Consider the following 14,632-nt stretch of genomic DNA (forward strand, 5'->3'; position numbering starts at 1 on the left):
ATTTGCAAATACCGTCATGCCAGCGGAGGCTGGCATCCATGTCTGTCTCCTTCCCAGATGGCACCGAGGATGGGAGAGACATGGACCCCAGCCTTCGGCTTTGCCGAAGTTTATCCTGAGCGCCTGCAAGGCAGTCGAAGGGCTGGGGTGACGGTGGAAGGAAGGAAGGCATGTGGCCCGACGCACCGGGACCCGCCTGTTCGCGGGACATGAACTGAAGGCGCTGCGCCAGCGGGCGGGCCTGGGCCAGGCGGCGATGGCAGCGCGGGTGGGGCTGTCGGTTTCCTATCTCTCGCAGCTCGAGAATGACGACCGGCCGATCACCCCGGCGGTGAGCGAGGCCTTCGCCCGCACCTTCCCGATCGACTGGAACGGCGATGCGGCCGGCGACAACGAGCGGCGGCTGGCCGGCCTGCGCGAGGCGCTGGCCGATCCGCTGTTCGCCGCGTCGGAGATCACTCCGCAGACGCTCCACCGCATGGTCGAGCAGCAGCCGCTGTTCGCCGACCAGTTCGTCCGCCTCCACGACGCCTGGCGCCGCACCGAGGAACGGCTCCAGCTGGTCGACGACCGGATCGCCAGCGGCGTGCCCGGCGATGACCGGCTGCCCTGGGAGGAGGTGCGCGACTGGTTCCACGACGAGGGCAATTATGTCGACAGCATAGACCGCGCCGCCGAGGCGCTGGCCGGCGAGCTCGACGCCGAACCGCTGCCCGAGGCGCTGCTCGCCCATGCGCTGAAGCATCGCCACGGCGTCGACGCGGTGATCGCCGCCAGCGACGGCACCGGCGAGGATGGCGGCCTGCTGCGCCGCTTCGACCGGGCGCGCGGATTGCTCACCATCGGCGCCGCCCAGCCGCCCGAGACGCGGCGCTTCATGATGGCGCACCAGCTTGCCCAGCTCGAATTCGCCGATGCGATCGGCGCGGTCGCGGGCGCGGCGCAGCTGCGCGCGGCCGAGGCGCGGCCGCTGCTCTCGGTCGGGCTCGCCAACTATGCGGCGGGGGCGCTGCTGATGCCCTATCGCCGCTTCCGCGACACGGCGCGCGCGCTGCGCCACGACATAGACCGGCTCTGCCAGCGCTTCGGGGTCAGCTTCGAACAGGCCTGCCACCGTCTGTCGACCCTGCAGCGCCCCGCCGAGCGCGGCATCCCCTTCTTCTTCTGCCGGGTCGACATGGCGGGCAACATCACCAAGCGTCATTCGGCGACGCGGCTGCAATTCGCCCGCTTCGGCGGCGCCTGTCCATTGTGGATCGTCCATGAGGCGGTGGCGATCCCCGACCGCATCCTCGTCCAGCTCGCCGAGATGCCCGATGGCGTCCGCTATGTCTCCATGGCCAAGGGCCTGGTGAAGCCGTCGGGCAGCTTCACCCGCGCGCCGCGCCGCTATGCGGTGGCGCTGGGCTGCGAGGCCGATCATGCCCGCGACTTCATCTATGCCGACGCGCTCGACACCCGCAATGTCGAGGCCGCCACGCCGATCGGGGTTTCCTGCCGGCTATGCCCGCGCCGCCATTGCGACCAGCGCGCCTTCCCGCCCGCCGGCCGCGCTATCGCGGTCGACGCCGATCGCAGGGACGTCGTACCCTACCGCCTTGCCTGATCAGGAATCGACGCCGCGTTGGGAAGGTCCGGACAGCCTTATTGCCGCCGGGCGGGGCGCTGCTGATCGACCCCGCTCAGGAAATCGGACCCAAGGCTGGTGCGCGGTTGCGGCGGTGCGGGAGCGGCGCCGCGGGTCGCCACCGGCGGCGGCGTGACGCGCGGCGGCGCGGCGGCGGGCGACGCGGCCTGGGGCTCGAAACCGTCGCCGGGATCGGCCTGCGGCTCGCCCTGGTCGATCGGCATGCCGTCGGCGTCGACCATGCCCTCGTCGGGCATGTTGAGATAGGTCTCGTCGTCGGGCTCAAGCTGGAATTCGGGCAGGGTCACCGCCGTCTCGAACTGCTCGACCGGGCGCTTGGCGACCGCGACCTTCATGAAATCGGCAAAGGCGCGGGCGGGCGCGCGTCCGCCCTGCAGGCCGGCGATCGGCTTGGCGTCGTCGCGGCCCATCCACACGCCTGTGGTGATGCCACTGGAGAAGCCCAGGAACCAGCCGTCCTTGTTCGAGGAGGTGGTGCCGGTCTTGCCCGCCACCGGCCGGCCGATCTGCGCGGCACGCGCTGTGCCGGTGTTGACCGCGGTCTGGAGCAGGTCGGTTACCTCCGCCGCCACCCAGGGGGCGACGAGCACGCGGTTGTCGTCGGCGCGATGCTCGTAGAGCAGGTCGCCCTTGGCGGTTGTCACCTTGACGATGCCATAGGGCACCACCGCGACGCCCTTGCGCGCCACTGCGGCGAAGGCGCGGGTCATGTCGATCAGCCGCACGTCGGAGGTGCCGAGCACCATCGACGGATGGGTGTTCAGCTTGGTGCCGATGCCGAAGCGGTGCGCCATGTCTGCGACCGTCTCGAACCCCACCTGCTGGCCGATCTTGGCGGCAACCGTGTTGATCGAGAAGGCGAAGGCCGTCCGCACGTCGATCTCGCCGGCATATTCGCGATTCGAATTGCGCGGGCTCCACCCATTGATGTCGACCGGCTCGTCGACCACCGGCGTATCGGGCTTCATCCCCGCTTCCATGCCGGCCAGGTAGACGAACAGCTTGAAGGCGGAGCCGGGCTGCCGCTCCGCCTGGGTGGCGCGGTTGTAGATCGAGCTGACATAGTCGCGCCCGCCGACCATCGCCCGCACCGCGCCGTCACGGTCGAGCGCGACCAGCGCGCCCTGTGCTCCCGGCGGGGCATTGGCCCGGATCGCGGCATCGGCGGCTCGCTGCATCGCCGGATCGATCGTCGTCCACACGTCGATCGGCTCGATCTGCTCGTCCACCACCTCGTCGAGCTGCGCGAGCGCCCAGTCGGTGAAATAGCGCACCGCATTCTGGTCGCGCTCGGGAGCGAGGTTGACCTTGTCGAGGTCCACCTCTTCCGCTTCCGAAGGCGTGATCGCCCCGGCGTCCTGCATCACCTCCAGCACCACCTTGGCGCGGCCGATCGCGGCCTCCCGGTCGGCGGTGGGCGAATAATGCGATGGCGCCTTGACCAGCCCGGCGATGATCGCGCTCTCACCCAGGCTCAGCTTCGTCCCCGAATGATCGAAGAATTTGCGGGCCGCCGCATCGATGCCATAGGCACCACCGCCGAAATAGACCCGGTTCAGATAGAGCTCGAGAATCTGTTCCTTGGAGAATTTGCGCTCCATCGCCAGCGCCAGGATCACCTCGCGGAACTTGCGGCCGAAGCTGTAGGCATTGGTGAGGAAGATATTGCGCGCGATCTGCTGGGTGATGGTGGACGCACCCTGGAGCCGGCGCCCCTCGCCCTTGCGCTGGAAGGCGACATAGGCGGCGCGCGCCATGCCGATCGGATCGATGCCGGGATGCATGTAGAAGCGCCGGTCCTCGACCGCGACCATCGCCTTGGTCATGGTCTGCGGGATTTGGCCGATCGGTAGCCAGTCGCCGTAGCTGGGGCCCAGCGAGACGATCACCGATCCGTCGGCGGCGCGCACGCGGACCATCTGGCCGTTGGGGCTCGACTTCAGCTCCTCGAAGCTCGGCAGCGAGGCCATCGCGATCAGCACCGCGATGATGAGCGCGCCGAGCCCCGCGAGCAGGCCGAACAGCGAAAGCTTCAGGAAGGTCTTCAACCAGCCCATGTGGCGAGGCTTATCCTTGGGTGTGGGCGCGGTCGGCATGAACGATTGCCGGATTAGCGGTTATGACTGTGCCTGCCAAGCGGATCGCCCCCGATTTCGATCGACCGGACATCGGTATCGACGAGCAATGATGACGCGGTGATGAATGGGGCAGTCATATATGATCGTCATGCCAGCGGAGGCTGGCATCCATGTCTGCTTTCTTCCCAGATGCCATCGCGGTTGAAGAGAGACATGGACCCCAGCCTTCGCGGAACCTTTGCGTAAAGCGCGTCCGCTCCCCAACACGCGCCATCCTCGCGGATGCGGGGATCCATAACCCCTTCGCCCAAGAGGTTCGAGCTTCAGAGAATATGGATTCCCGCCTGCGCGGGAATGACAGATCAGGAGGGGCGGGATTAATTCAAAGGTCCCGCCTTCGCTGAGGTGACCAGGGGTCACGCCCCCTTACCTCTTGCCCTCGAAATCGATCGACGCCGAATTGATGCAGTAGCGCAGCCCGTCCGGCCCTGGCCCGTCAGGGAAGACATGGCCGAGATGGCCGTCGCATTTCGCGCAGCGGACCTCGGTGCGGATCATGCCGTGGCTGGCGTCGCGATGCTCGGTGATCATCTCTTCATCAGCGGGGGTGGTGAAGCTCGGCCAGCCGCAGCCCGAATCATATTTGCTGCCGCTGTCGAACAGCAGTTCGCCGCAGCCGGCGCAGCGATAGTCGCCGTCTTCCTTATTGTTCCAATATTTGCCGGTGAAGGCGCGTTCCGTGCCGGCCTGGCGGAGGACATGGTACTGCTCGGGGCTGAGCCGCCGGCGCCACTCCTCATCGGGAAGATCAAGCTTGTCCATGGCCGGAATGTGGGCGCGCCACCCCGGCAGGTCAAGCGCGCGGGGAGGGCCGATCAACCATGTCCGGCCAAAAAAATCACGCGTCGGTCCGCTCTGTGACGCGCGTCACTGCGCCATGCCCTTAACCATCCTAGAGCGGGGATCGGCGTTGCATGGCGTCCGTGTGGTTGCGTTGGCGTGCGGGGGCGCAGGGGAATCGCCCCCATCCTTTTTCTGGAAGTGGCTTCAGTCTTGTCCGGCCCGGCGATCACGGTCCCGATCGCCGGGCCGGCGTGCTTCCGGGCCCGGTCAGCCCTTGCGCAGCCGCCGCCGGTTGCGCCCCACCGCCTTTCGATAATGGGCGATCGTCGCCTTGGCCTGCCGCGCCGGGGTGGCGCCCAGCCGGCCGGTCATGGCGCGCATCTGCAGCGCGGCGGCGGCCTCGATCTTCTCGCCGACCATCAGCTGCGCCTCGGCCAGGGCGGCGGCATCGCCTGCGGCGAGCTTCGCCAGCCGCATCGTCACCACCGACGAGGCCTCGACGCCGAGGCGCCAGCCGTCGAAGGCAAGGGTCATCCAGTCGGTAGCGCGGATCATCGCCGATCAGGACGCATCGGACGCAGGCCGGTTCCCGTTGGTGGAACCGCCGCGCCACGATCCGGTTGAGACCGTCGACCAAGCGGAGGATGTGATGGAAACCCAGACCCTGCACCGTGGCCGGCTGATCGACCATATCCAGCTCGTCGTCGCCGATATCGAGGCGAGCCGGCGTTTCTATGCGGCCCTGTTCGATGTGCTCGGCATTCCCATCGCGGGCAGCGCCGAGGATTATTTCTGGGCCGACGAACTGTTCGTCTCCACCGCCGACAGCGAAGCCGCCCAGGGCAGGCTCACCGGCCGCCACCACCTTGCCTTCCAGGCGCGCGACCGGGCGATGGTGGACGCCTTCCACCGCGCCGGGCTGGCGGCCGGCGGGCGCGACAACGGCGCGCCCGGCGAACGGCCCTATCATCCCGGCTATTATGGCGCCTTCCTGATCGATCCCGACGGCAACAATATCGAGGCGGTCTATCACGGCCCCGCCGGGCGATCGGCGGACAGCGTCACCGTCAGCTTCGCCGCCTGATCGCGGAAACGGGGGAGGCCCGCCCGTCCCCGGAGACGGGGCGGGCGGGGCCGCTTCAGGCCACTTCGCTCCGGCTATGCTCGGCCTGCCATGCGGCGATCTGATCGCGGACCGCCAGCTTGGCCTTCTTGAGCCGGGCGACCTCCAGATCGTCGGGCCGCAACCTCGCCAGCTGCTCGGTGATCGCTGCTTCGAGCCGGGCATGTTCCTTTTCGAGATAGTGGAGGAAACGTTCGGACATCAGTGCGCCTCCTTGCCATCGAGCGATCGAAGCGCGGCCATCACCTCGTCGATCGGGACGGGACGCGCGCGGGGGGTCGGACGGCGCAGCGCCGGCCTGCCTTCCACGGCGGCGGCATCGGATGCCCAGGATGCGAGGATCGCCCGCTTCACCTCGGGTTCGAGGGTGGGGTGCCTGGCAACGTCGAACGGGCGTCGAAAATCGGAGAGGGACATGGTTCTGCCTCCTTTCTTCCTGTCGCTCCCTGCGATCTCGGGGATCGCTGCCCGATAATCTGGAAGCGCGAAGCGAGTCGTCAAGCCCTTGATAAGAGGCACCTAAAAAATTTTTAGAGCGGGCTTGAAGTGGTGGAAGGCAAAATTATCTAGCCGTCCGCCGGGTGCCTTGCGGGCCCGGCGACCGAGAGCGCCGGCGCGTTCCGGCGCCTCTCATGCTCAGATTGCTCACAGGAGGATTTGGATATGAGAAGGATCGATTTCGCCCCCTATCGCCGCTCCACGGTCGGCTTCGACCGGCTGTTCGACATGCTGGAAACCGGCCCGCGCGGCGACGGTGGCGAGGGCTTCCCGCCCTATGACCTCGAAAAGATCAGCGAGGACAGCTACCGCATCACCCTCGCCGTCGCGGGCTTCCGCCCGGACGAGATCGAGATCACCGCGCAGCAGAACCAGCTGATCGTCAGCGGCCACAAGGCCGACAATGCCGAAGCGGAGCCGGATCGCTACCTGCACCGCGGCATCGCCACCCGCGCCTTCGAGCGGCGCTTCCAGCTGGCCGATTTCATCGAGGTCCGCTCGGCGAGCTTCGAAAATGGCCTGCTCAGCATCGCGCTCCAGCGCGAGGTGCCCGAGGCGATGAAGCCCCGCCGCATCGAGATCGGCGCGCCCGCCAACGACCGGGGGCTGCTGCCGAAGCTCCGGGGCAAGGTGAAGGCGGCCTGACGGGACGGCGCCGGCGGGTTCCCGCCGGCGCCTGCCTCATGACCGGTCGGCACCTCTCGCCGGCAGGAAGCGGGGATTGCGCAACAGCCCCGCCGAGACCAGCGAGACGAGCAGCCCGACCGGCAATATCTCGCTGACCGTATAGGGGATGCGGACGAGCGGGTTGCGATATTCGGCCCAGAAGCCGTTCCAATGCATGCGGATGCGCGCCTGCTCGGCGGCACTCGCGCCCTTGGCGGCGGCCTCGGCGACCATCGCGTCGGTGTAGGACTGGAGGAAGGCGGTGCCCTTGATCGCGAAGACCAGTTCCCAGGCGGCGATATAGAAGAGCGTCGCGATCAGGCTGATCGCCAGCCCCAGCCCCAATGCCGGCCAGAAGCCGATCGCACCGCCCAGCGCGCCATCGCGCCGCCGCTTCACCGCGACGAACACGGCGCTGAGCGCGACCAGCATGATCAGATAGCCGAGCGTGACGCTGTGAAGCTGCTGCCCGTCGCCGGAGGCCAGCATCAGGACGATGTTGGGAATGCCGACGATCAGGCCGGCGATCGTGCCATAGGTCAGGATGGTGCGGAACATGGTGCCTCCCCGTTCTGGAGCGGCGAGTGAAGGCCCGAAACCCCGCCGATGCAATCGCCCATTAGGGTGATTCGGGGCGGTTCCAACCGATCAGGGCAGGATTCCCAGTTCGCGGGCGCGGGCCAGCGCATCGGTACGCCGCGCCGCACCCAGCTTCTCGTAAAGACGCGCGACATGGGTCTTCACCGTGTTCGGCGAGATGGCGAGCAGGCGCGCGATCTGCTTGTTCGAATGCCCGGCCGCAAGTTCGCGCAGCACCTCCAGTTCGCGCGCCGATATACCGAGTGAGGCGAGCGCGGCCGGATTCCCGTCGAACGGCACCGGCGCGCGCGGCGCGAAGGCGCGGATGCCGATGACGATCCCGATCACGAGGAAGGCGCCCGCGATCAGCGCGATGGCGATTTCCTCGACATGGTCATGCGCCAGCCGCCGATAGTCGAGCCATTGCAGCGCCAGCGTCCCGGCCGCCAGCAGCACGCCATAAGCGGTCGCCTGTTTCCAGATCGGGGGATGGGATCGGCGCCGGGGCATTCGAGCCATCGTCCGCCTAGCGGAGGCGGGAGTCCAGCGACAAGGCAATCATCCGATCGTGATCGCCATGCTGAACAGCCGCTGTCCGCCCGGCGGGATCATCACCATGCCGGGCTTCTCGCCGATCTCGCCATGAAAGCCGGCCGGGTCGCTATGACCCTGCCACGGCTCGATGCAGATATAGCCGGCCCCCGGCTTCGTCCACAGGCCGAGGTGCGGCATGCCCTGGAAATCGATCGTCGCCCGCGTGCCGGCAGGGCCCTCGAAGGCCAGACGGCGGCTTTCCAGCCGATCGAGGATCAGCGCATCCTCGGCGAACAGGCCGTCGTCGAGGCGCAGCGTGTCGCCCTCGATCGGAGTCGGGCGCGGCTCGGGATCGAGCAGGCCGTCCGCGTCGAGGCGGCGGACCAGTGCGGGCTCGGGCCGGTCGAAGCGGATGACATGGCCCGCCTTGCCCTGTTCCCCCGGTAGCGGCCAGCGCAGCGCCGGGTGAAAGCCGAAACTGGCCGGCATCGGATCGGCGCCGCTGTTCGTCACCCGCGCCGTCATCGTCAGGGTCGCCGCCCGGATCGTGAAGATCATCTCCAGCGAACAGTCGAAAGGCCATACCGCGCGAGTCGCCTCGTCCGGGTCGAGCCGCAGCACCAGCGCGTCGCCATCGCGTTCGGCAAGGGTGAAGTCACGCCGCCGCGCGAAGCCGTGGCGCGGCAGGCCATGGCTTTCGCCGCGCCAGCGGAAGCGGTCGCGGTTCAGCGTGCCGACGATGGGGAAGAGGATCGGCGCCCGGCCGGTCCAGAAGGCAGGATCGCCGTCCCACAGCCAGTCGCGCCCGGCGGCGTCGGTCAGCCGCTGCAATTCGGCGCCGGTTTCGCAGATCTCGGCGGTCAGGCGGTCCGATCCGATGCGATGAACCGCCGCCACCGCGTCAGCCCTGCGAGGCTTCTTCGGCGGGTGCGTCCTTCAGATAGGGCTCGACCGGGCCGCTGAGCTTGATCGTCAGCGGGTTGCCCTTGCGATCGCGGGTGTTGCCGACCGAGACGCGGATCCAGCCCTCGCTGACGCAATATTCCTCGACATTGGTCTTCTCGACGCCCTTGAAGCGGATGCCGACGCCGCGCTCGAGCAGCTCGCCATTATAATGCGGGCTGTTGGGATTGATCGAAAGACGGTCGGGCATGTCGGTCATGGGATAAGGTCCGGATAAAGAGGATGCGCGCCTTTAACCCAAGCCGTCATTCCAGCGAAAGCTGGAATCTCATTGGAATGGCGAGCGCGCCTGCCGCGCGAGATTCCAGCTTTCGCTGGAATGACATAGGGGATGGGCAAGCGGCGCTCAACTCGTCGTCCATGGCGGTTTCAGGAATGCCGCCGCCAGAAAGTCGATCAGCACCTTGACCCGGGCGGGGCGCAGCGGGGTGGGCGGGGTGACGACATGCAGCGCGGCGGTCCGCCCGATCGACCAGTCGGCAAGCACCTCCTCCAGGCTTCCGGCGGCAAGGCATTTCCAGGCGAGGAAATCGGGCAGCGGGGCGATGGCGGTGCCGGCCAGCAGCGCGTCGAGGATGACGTCGCCATTGTTGGTACGGATGGGGCCCTTCACCTCGACGGTGAGGTCCCCCTCCGACCGGTGGCTGAAATACCAGCGGCCGGGTGCGCGGACATGGGTGTAGATGATCGCGGGATAGCGCGGGATATCGCGCGGATGCTCCGGCCGGCCGAGCCGGTCGAACAGGGCGGGCGCGCCGACCAGCGGCAGGCGCACCGGGAACAGCCGCCGCGCCTTGAGCGCCGAATCCTCGAGCTGGCCGATGCGCAGCGCGATATCGAACCCCTGCTCGATCAGGTCGATCCGCTCGTCCGAAAGGTGCAGGTCGATCGCCACCTCAGGATAGGCCTGGAGGAACAGCGGCAATATCGGCCGGAGATGGGCGATGCCAAACGACATCGGCGCGGCCAGCCGGACAAGGCCGCGCGGCACCGCGCCGCGTTCGGAGATCGCCTCCTCGATCGCCTCTCCTTCGGCCAGCAGGAAGCTGGCGCGCTCCTGCGCGGCCGAGCCGCTCTCGGTCAGCGACAGCTTGCGCGAACTGCGGTGGAAAAGCGGCGTTCCCAGCCGTTCCTCCAGACGCGATACCGCCTTGGACACCGTGGCCTTGGACAGGCGCAACTCGGCCGCCGCACCCGAGAAACTGCCCAACTCGGCCACCTTGGCAAAGACCGCCCAGGCTTCGAAATCGGGTAGGCGTGCCATCGGCCCTCCGGTACAAAAATGGAAACGATCAGTTTCGATCATCTCCGTTTATTTGTACCAGCACAAGCCTATCTTGCTCCCAACAGCCGCTCATGCGGCAAAGAGGAGTGCAGCAGATGATCGAAGTCCGTCCTTTTGCCTCGCTCGGCCATGCCGACCATGGCTGGCTCGACGCGAGCCATCATTTCTCCTTCGGCGGCTATCGCGATCCGAAGCGGGTCCACTGGGGCGCCCTGCGCGTCTGGAACGACGACACCATCGCCCCGCACACCGGCTTCGCCCCGCATCCGCACAACGACATGGAGATCATCACCTATGTCCGCACCGGCGCGATCAGCCATCGCGACAGCCTGGGCAATGCCGGCCGCACCGAGGCAGGCGACGTCCAGGTGATGTCGGCCGGCACCGGGATCGTCCATTCGGAGAAGAATGAGGAGGATGTTCCCACCACCCTCTTCCAGATCTGGATCATCCCCGATCGCCAGGGCGAGAAGCCCGGCTGGGGCACCCGCCCCTTCCCCAAGGGCGAGCGCGCCGGCCAGTTCGTGACCCTGGCGAGCGGGATCGCCGGCGACGAGGAAGCGCTGCCGATCCGGGCCGATGCCCGGGTGCTGGGCGCTACCCTGAAGGCCGGCGAGAGCGCGATCCATGCGATCGGCCGCGACCGCAAGGCCTATCTGGTCGCGACCCAGGGCCGGATCGAGGTCAACGGCGTCGCCGCCGAACCGCGCGATGGCGTTGCCATCGCCGACCTCGACGAAGTGACGATCACCGCCCTCGACGATGCCGAGATCGTGCTGGTCGACGTAGCGTAACCCCAACCCTTTCCCGTCATGCCGGCCATCGCTGGGGTGACGGGAAAGGACCTGTGACAAGCAACCACCCCCTTTTCGGAGCAACCATCATGTCCAAGACCCCCAGGATCCTCGTCCTCTATTATTCCACCTATGGCCATATCGAGACGATGGCCGACGCCATCGCCGACGGCGCGCGTGAGGCCGGCGCCCAGGTGGACGTCAAGCGCGTGCCGGAGACGGTGCCGCTGGAGATCGCCCAGAAGAATCATTTCAAGCTCGACCAGAAGGCGCCGGTCGCCACCGTCGCCGAGCTGGAGGATTATGACGCGATCATCGTCGGCACCGGCACCCGCTTTGGGCGCATGTCCAGCCAGATGGCGGCCTTCCTCGACGGCGCCGGGGGCCTGTGGGCTAAGGGCGCGCTGAACGGCAAGGTCGGCGCGGCCTTCACCTCCTCGGCGACCCAGCATGGCGGGCAGGAGACGACGCTCTTCTCGATCATCACCAACCTGCTGCACTTCGGCATGACCATCGTCGGCCTGCCCTACAGCTTCGCGGGCCAGATGGGTGTCGACGAGGTCAAGGGCGGCGCACCCTATGGCGCCACGACGATCGCCGACGGCGACGGATCGCGCCAGCCTTCCGCAACGGAAATCGAGGGCGCAAAATTTCAGGGGCGCCATGTGGCGGAGATCACAGCGAAGCTCGTCCGCGAATCGTAAACAAGCGTTAATTCAGGAGGAAGCGATGACCGCCGCCAGTGATGTTCGAGCCGATACCAAGACCCAGGTCCCGCCGCTCTCGGCGCTCGAATGGAAGGTCGTCAGCCTCGCGATCCGCGAGGCGGGCGAGATGGGCTGCGGCGCGGGCAAACGCAGCCGGCTCGCCCGGCTGTTCGGCGGGGTGAGCGGGTTCCGGCCCAAGCTCCCCCTCGCCGACCCGCGGCTCGAGACATTGCGGCGGTTCGTCTGCACGCTGCGCGACGGCGCCGAGCTTTCCGAGCTCAAGCGCCGCCTGATCGAGTTCGGCTTCCATCCCGGCCAGCTTTCGGCGGTGGCGATGCTCGCCCGCTGACCGGTTCTGAAAAGTCATCCGCTGCGGGTATTCAGCCCCCCGCTCGCAGCGTCCCGCCCGTCCTCCTTTCAGGGGGGCGGGCGGTTTGCTATCCGCCCTCCCGCGCACCATGCGAAGGAGAGCAGAGACCGTGACCAGCCTGTACGAAGCCGCGATCCCACCGGTACGCCGGGCACTGGTCAATCTGGGCGCCATCCTCGACAAGGCCGCCGCGCATTTCCAGGCGGAAGGGGTGGCCGAAGCCGACTGGCTGGGCGCCAGACTCGCCCCCGACATGTTCAGCCTCATCCGCCAGGTCCAGTCCGCCAGCGATGCCGCGCGTTTCCTGGCCAGCCGCCTGTCGGGCGGAACCGCACCCTCCATGGCCGATGAGGAGAAGAGCGTCGCCGAACTGCGCGACCGCATCGACCGGACCATCGCCTATCTCGACAGCCTGGCGCCCGCAGCGATCGACGGACGCGAGGCGGAGCCGGTGGTCGTCACCCTGCCCAAGGCCGAGATCCGCTTCACCGGGGCCAGCTATCTGCGCGACTTCGGCCTACCGAACTTCTTCTTCCACATCGTTACCGCCTACGGGATCCTGCGCCACCGGGGCGCCCCGATCGGCAAGCTCGACTATCTGGGCCCGCTGGACATGGTTCGCTTCGAATAAAGCAGCCGCCGTCAGTCGCCGCTGAACGCCAGCAGCCGGCCCAGCGACAGCGCCCCCGCCCAGCAGAGCAGGGATGTGGCCCCGGCCAGGCGGAGCGCGGCCGGCGAAGCCCGGTCGAGCAGCCGGCCATTGCGCAGGTGGTGGCCGATCGCCGACAGCGTGCCCGCCGCGATCAGTGCCAGCTTCGCGGCGAACAGGGGCATCGCCGCATAGTCGGGCGCCCGCACCGCGAACAGCGCGAGGCCGGTCGCCATGGCCAGCGCCAGCCCGGCGCCCGCCACCGGCACCAGCGGCCGGCTGAGATGGACGAGGGGAATCGCCCGCCACGCGCCCAGCAGTCGCAGGTCGAGCGCCGCCACCGCGCCGACCAGCAGGCCAATCCCGAGGATATGGAGCGCGTTGACCGCCGCATAGGACCAGCGCCCGTGCCGCAGATATTGGGCCAGATCGGTCGCGGCGAGCGCGGCCGTCCACTCCTCCATCAGTCGCGCTCGGGATAGAGATCGAAGCGGCGATCGCCGATGAAGATGCGTTCGGCCTTGATCAGCCTTGCCTTGGGATCGGCTGATGGCTCGCCCGCGATACGCAGCCGGACGCCGGCCGCGAAATCGCGGTCCTTGAGGCCGGCACGCTCGTTGCGCCAGGGCTGGCCGACCTCGACCGTCCAGCGCGCGCCCTGCACGTCGAGGATCACCACGCCGTGCGGATTGCCGAGCTTCGCTTCGACCACCCGGCCGGCGATCTCGATATTCTTGCCCGTCGTCCAGGCCCAGCCATGATGGGCCGGCACGGCGGCGGGCAGGGAGAGGAGCAGGACGCTCAGCGCGAGTCGCTTCATCGGCGGTCTCCTTCGATGTCGGGCCAGTCTAGCATCAACGGGCCGGGACGGCATAGGATGCGGGCGGGCCAATCGAAGGAGATGGGGATGAGGCGAACGATGATCGCACTGGCGGCACTGCTGCCCGTGATGCCGGCACAGGCGGAAGTGAAGGTGGCCGATACAAACGGATTGGCGGTGCGCCAGGTGGTGACGATCGCCGCCCCGCCCGAAAGGGTCTATGCCGCGCTGCTGACGCCGGGCCGCTGGTGGGTTTCCGAACATAGCTGGTCGGGCGACGCCGCCAACATGACGCTGGAGCCCAGGGCGGGCGGCTGCTTCTGCGAGAAGATGCCGAAGGCCGGGGGCGAAGCAAAACATGGCGAGGTCGTCTTCATCCTCCCCAACAAAGCCGTTCGGCTGCGCGCCGAACTCGGCCCGTTCCTGACGATGGGGGTTTCGGGTGCGCTGAGCTGGGAACTGAAACCGGTCGAAGCGGGCACCGAACTGACCCAGAGCTATGCGGTCGGCGGCCATGTTCCCGGCGGCTTCCAGGCGCTGGCGCCGATAGTCGATGGCGTGATGGCCGGTCAGACGGCACGGCTGAAGGCCTTCGTGGAGAAGAAATAGGAAGGGCTCAACGCCCCCGCTTCCTCCGTACCAGCGCCTCGTCGAGCGCCGACAGGAAGCGCGACCGATCGGCCTTGGAGAAGGGCGCCGGGCCGCCGATGCCCTCGCCCACCGCGCCGGCGCGCAGATCGGCCATGATCGCCCGTGTCGCCACGGCCGAGCCGATGGAGTTGGCGGTGAACGGCTTGCCCGCCGGGCTGATCACCGCCGCGCCCGCCTTCAGGCAGCGATCCGCCAGCAATATGTCGGCGGTGACGACGATGGTCGCCGGGCCGCTCGCCTCGGCGATCCAGTCGTCGGCGGCGTCGAAGCCCGCACCGACCACGACCCTGTCGAGCAGCGGATGGGCGGGAATGCGCAGATGCTGGTTGGAAACCAGGGTGACCGGCACCTCATGGCGCCAGGCGACCTTGTAGATCTCCTCCTTCACCGGGCAGGCATCGGCGTCGACAAGGATGCGGATCAT

General features: G+C 67.8%; 21 protein-coding genes. 8 read left to right on the forward strand and 13 right to left on the reverse strand.

Annotated elements, in window-relative coordinates; translation table 11 throughout:
• Positions 1-172: 172 nt before the first annotated feature.
• Positions 173-1,606 carry a helix-turn-helix domain-containing protein gene (locus CMV14_RS01130; protein WP_066965425.1) on the forward strand — a complete coding sequence of 478 codons (1,434 nt, stop codon included), beginning with the start codon at positions 173-175 and terminating at the stop codon, positions 1,604-1,606.
• Between the two features lie 38 nt (positions 1,607-1,644).
• Here CMV14_RS01130 and CMV14_RS01135 read toward each other — a convergent pair whose 3' ends face one another.
• The 3 genes from CMV14_RS01135 to CMV14_RS01145 all read right to left on the reverse strand — a co-directional run bounded on the left by CMV14_RS01135 (position 1,645) and on the right by CMV14_RS01145 (position 5,124).
• A complete protein-coding gene (locus CMV14_RS01135; protein WP_238147151.1) occupies positions 1,645-3,705 on the reverse strand; it encodes a transglycosylase domain-containing protein in 2,061 nt (686 codons plus the stop codon).
• Between the two features lie 447 nt (positions 3,706-4,152).
• Positions 4,153-4,548 (reverse strand): peptide-methionine (R)-S-oxide reductase MsrB, encoded by a 396-nt coding sequence (msrB, locus tag CMV14_RS01140; protein WP_066965430.1) that lies wholly within the window; start codon positions 4,546-4,548, stop codon positions 4,153-4,155.
• Between the two features lie 288 nt (positions 4,549-4,836).
• Complete coding sequence (locus CMV14_RS01145) at positions 4,837-5,124, reverse strand: hypothetical protein (RefSeq protein ID WP_066965433.1); 288 nt, start codon at positions 5,122-5,124, stop codon at positions 4,837-4,839.
• Positions 5,125-5,218: 94 nt separating this feature from the next.
• Here CMV14_RS01145 and CMV14_RS01150 point away from each other — a divergent pair, with 94 nt between their 5' ends.
• A complete protein-coding gene (locus CMV14_RS01150) occupies positions 5,219-5,653 on the forward strand; it encodes a VOC family protein (RefSeq protein WP_066965550.1) in 435 nt (144 codons plus the stop codon).
• Between the two features lie 55 nt (positions 5,654-5,708).
• Here CMV14_RS01150 and CMV14_RS01155 read toward each other — a convergent pair whose 3' ends face one another.
• The gene (locus tag CMV14_RS01155; protein WP_066965436.1) at positions 5,709-5,894 is read right to left on the reverse strand and encodes a YdcH family protein; all 186 of its coding nucleotides are present in this window, start codon (positions 5,892-5,894) and stop codon (positions 5,709-5,711) included.
• Positions 5,894-6,109: a hypothetical protein gene (locus CMV14_RS01160; RefSeq protein WP_066965439.1), complete on the reverse strand. Its 216-nt coding sequence runs from the start codon at positions 6,107-6,109 to the stop codon at positions 5,894-5,896. Before CMV14_RS01160 ends, CMV14_RS01155 begins: the two co-directional genes overlap by 1 nt.
• A gap of 246 nt (positions 6,110-6,355) precedes the next feature.
• Here CMV14_RS01160 and CMV14_RS01165 point away from each other — a divergent pair, with 246 nt between their 5' ends.
• On the forward strand, positions 6,356-6,835 hold the full coding sequence (locus tag CMV14_RS01165; RefSeq protein ID WP_066965442.1) for an Hsp20 family protein: 480 nt from the start codon (positions 6,356-6,358) through the stop codon (positions 6,833-6,835).
• A gap of 36 nt (positions 6,836-6,871) precedes the next feature.
• Here CMV14_RS01165 and CMV14_RS01170 read toward each other — a convergent pair whose 3' ends face one another.
• From CMV14_RS01170 to CMV14_RS01190, 5 genes are all read right to left on the reverse strand, one after another.
• On the reverse strand, positions 6,872-7,414 hold the full coding sequence (locus CMV14_RS01170) for a DUF4199 domain-containing protein (protein WP_066965445.1): 543 nt from the start codon (positions 7,412-7,414) through the stop codon (positions 6,872-6,874).
• A 90-nt stretch (positions 7,415-7,504) separates the two neighbouring features.
• Positions 7,505-7,945, reverse strand: coding sequence for a response regulator transcription factor (locus tag CMV14_RS01175; RefSeq protein WP_066965447.1), 441 nt, complete (start codon positions 7,943-7,945; stop codon positions 7,505-7,507).
• Positions 7,946-7,993: 48 nt separating this feature from the next.
• The gene (locus CMV14_RS01180; protein ID WP_066965451.1) at positions 7,994-8,866 is read right to left on the reverse strand and encodes an aldose 1-epimerase family protein; all 873 of its coding nucleotides are present in this window, start codon (positions 8,864-8,866) and stop codon (positions 7,994-7,996) included.
• A gap of 4 nt (positions 8,867-8,870) precedes the next feature.
• Entirely contained in the window at positions 8,871-9,131 is a 261-nt protein-coding gene (locus CMV14_RS01185) for a DUF3297 family protein (RefSeq protein WP_066965454.1), read from the reverse strand.
• A gap of 147 nt (positions 9,132-9,278) precedes the next feature.
• Positions 9,279-10,196 (reverse strand): LysR family transcriptional regulator, encoded by a 918-nt coding sequence (locus CMV14_RS01190; protein WP_066965457.1) that lies wholly within the window; start codon positions 10,194-10,196, stop codon positions 9,279-9,281.
• 116 nt (positions 10,197-10,312) lie between these two features.
• Here CMV14_RS01190 and CMV14_RS01195 point away from each other — a divergent pair, with 116 nt between their 5' ends.
• From CMV14_RS01195 to CMV14_RS01210, 4 genes are all read left to right on the forward strand, one after another.
• Complete coding sequence (locus tag CMV14_RS01195) at positions 10,313-11,011, forward strand: pirin family protein (RefSeq protein WP_066965554.1); 699 nt, start codon at positions 10,313-10,315, stop codon at positions 11,009-11,011.
• Between the two features lie 89 nt (positions 11,012-11,100).
• The gene (wrbA, locus tag CMV14_RS01200; RefSeq protein WP_066965460.1) at positions 11,101-11,715 is read left to right on the forward strand and encodes an NAD(P)H:quinone oxidoreductase; all 615 of its coding nucleotides are present in this window, start codon (positions 11,101-11,103) and stop codon (positions 11,713-11,715) included.
• A gap of 25 nt (positions 11,716-11,740) precedes the next feature.
• Positions 11,741-12,067 (forward strand): hypothetical protein, encoded by a 327-nt coding sequence (locus tag CMV14_RS01205; protein WP_066965462.1) that lies wholly within the window; start codon positions 11,741-11,743, stop codon positions 12,065-12,067.
• A gap of 130 nt (positions 12,068-12,197) precedes the next feature.
• Positions 12,198-12,719 carry a DUF1993 domain-containing protein gene (locus CMV14_RS01210; protein ID WP_238147153.1) on the forward strand — a complete coding sequence of 174 codons (522 nt, stop codon included), beginning with the start codon at positions 12,198-12,200 and terminating at the stop codon, positions 12,717-12,719.
• 11 nt (positions 12,720-12,730) lie between these two features.
• Here the strand turns inward: CMV14_RS01210 and CMV14_RS01215 are convergent, their stop codons facing one another.
• Both CMV14_RS01215 and CMV14_RS01220 read right to left on the reverse strand, forming a co-directional pair.
• On the reverse strand, positions 12,731-13,201 hold the full coding sequence (locus tag CMV14_RS01215) for a hypothetical protein (RefSeq protein WP_066965465.1): 471 nt from the start codon (positions 13,199-13,201) through the stop codon (positions 12,731-12,733).
• Positions 13,201-13,557, reverse strand: coding sequence for a DUF6152 family protein (locus CMV14_RS01220; RefSeq protein WP_066965467.1), 357 nt, complete (start codon positions 13,555-13,557; stop codon positions 13,201-13,203). The genes CMV14_RS01215 and CMV14_RS01220 overlap by 1 nt, the downstream gene beginning before the upstream one ends.
• An 87-nt stretch (positions 13,558-13,644) precedes the next feature.
• Between CMV14_RS01220 and CMV14_RS01225 the strand changes: the two genes are divergently transcribed.
• On the forward strand, positions 13,645-14,166 hold the full coding sequence (locus CMV14_RS01225) for an SRPBCC family protein (protein WP_238147155.1): 522 nt from the start codon (positions 13,645-13,647) through the stop codon (positions 14,164-14,166).
• Positions 14,167-14,173: 7 nt separating this feature from the next.
• Here the strand turns inward: CMV14_RS01225 and CMV14_RS01230 are convergent, their stop codons facing one another.
• Positions 14,174-14,632, reverse strand: coding sequence for a YaiI/YqxD family protein (locus CMV14_RS01230; protein WP_083215944.1), 459 nt, complete (start codon positions 14,630-14,632; stop codon positions 14,174-14,176).

The organism is Rhizorhabdus dicambivorans, assembly GCF_002355275.1.
Taxonomy (GTDB): domain Bacteria; phylum Pseudomonadota; class Alphaproteobacteria; order Sphingomonadales; family Sphingomonadaceae; genus Rhizorhabdus; species Rhizorhabdus dicambivorans.

Bases quoted from the DNA above. Each gene is read 5' to 3' on its own strand.
- CMV14_RS01135 (WP_238147151.1), bottom strand. From the start codon at position 3,705: ATGGGCTGGTTGAAGACCTTCCTGAAGCTTTCGCTGTTCGGCCTGCTC.
- msrB (WP_066965430.1), bottom strand. From the start codon at position 4,548: ATGGACAAGCTTGATCTTCCCGATGAGGAGTGGCGCCGGCGGCTCAGC.
- CMV14_RS01145 (WP_066965433.1), bottom strand. From the start codon at position 5,124: ATGATCCGCGCTACCGACTGGATGACCCTTGCCTTCGACGGCTGGCGC.
- CMV14_RS01150 (WP_066965550.1), top strand. From the start codon at position 5,219: ATGGAAACCCAGACCCTGCACCGTGGCCGGCTGATCGACCATATCCAG.
- CMV14_RS01155 (WP_066965436.1), bottom strand. From the start codon at position 5,894: ATGTCCGAACGTTTCCTCCACTATCTCGAAAAGGAACATGCCCGGCTC.
- CMV14_RS01160 (WP_066965439.1), bottom strand. From the start codon at position 6,109: ATGTCCCTCTCCGATTTTCGACGCCCGTTCGACGTTGCCAGGCACCCC.
- CMV14_RS01165 (WP_066965442.1), top strand. From the start codon at position 6,356: ATGAGAAGGATCGATTTCGCCCCCTATCGCCGCTCCACGGTCGGCTTC.
- CMV14_RS01170 (WP_066965445.1), bottom strand. From the start codon at position 7,414: ATGTTCCGCACCATCCTGACCTATGGCACGATCGCCGGCCTGATCGTC.
- CMV14_RS01175 (WP_066965447.1), bottom strand. From the start codon at position 7,945: ATGCCCCGGCGCCGATCCCATCCCCCGATCTGGAAACAGGCGACCGCT.
- CMV14_RS01185 (WP_066965454.1), bottom strand. From the start codon at position 9,131: ATGACCGACATGCCCGACCGTCTTTCGATCAATCCCAACAGCCCGCAT.
- CMV14_RS01190 (WP_066965457.1), bottom strand. From the start codon at position 10,196: ATGGCACGCCTACCCGATTTCGAAGCCTGGGCGGTCTTTGCCAAGGTG.
- CMV14_RS01195 (WP_066965554.1), top strand. From the start codon at position 10,313: ATGATCGAAGTCCGTCCTTTTGCCTCGCTCGGCCATGCCGACCATGGC.
- wrbA (WP_066965460.1), top strand. From the start codon at position 11,101: ATGTCCAAGACCCCCAGGATCCTCGTCCTCTATTATTCCACCTATGGC.
- CMV14_RS01205 (WP_066965462.1), top strand. From the start codon at position 11,741: ATGACCGCCGCCAGTGATGTTCGAGCCGATACCAAGACCCAGGTCCCG.
- CMV14_RS01215 (WP_066965465.1), bottom strand. From the start codon at position 13,201: ATGGAGGAGTGGACGGCCGCGCTCGCCGCGACCGATCTGGCCCAATAT.
- CMV14_RS01220 (WP_066965467.1), bottom strand. From the start codon at position 13,557: ATGAAGCGACTCGCGCTGAGCGTCCTGCTCCTCTCCCTGCCCGCCGCC.
- CMV14_RS01225 (WP_238147155.1), top strand. From the start codon at position 13,645: ATGAGGCGAACGATGATCGCACTGGCGGCACTGCTGCCCGTGATGCCG.
- CMV14_RS01230 (WP_083215944.1), bottom strand. From the start codon at position 14,632: ATGATCCGCATCCTTGTCGACGCCGATGCCTGCCCGGTGAAGGAGGAG.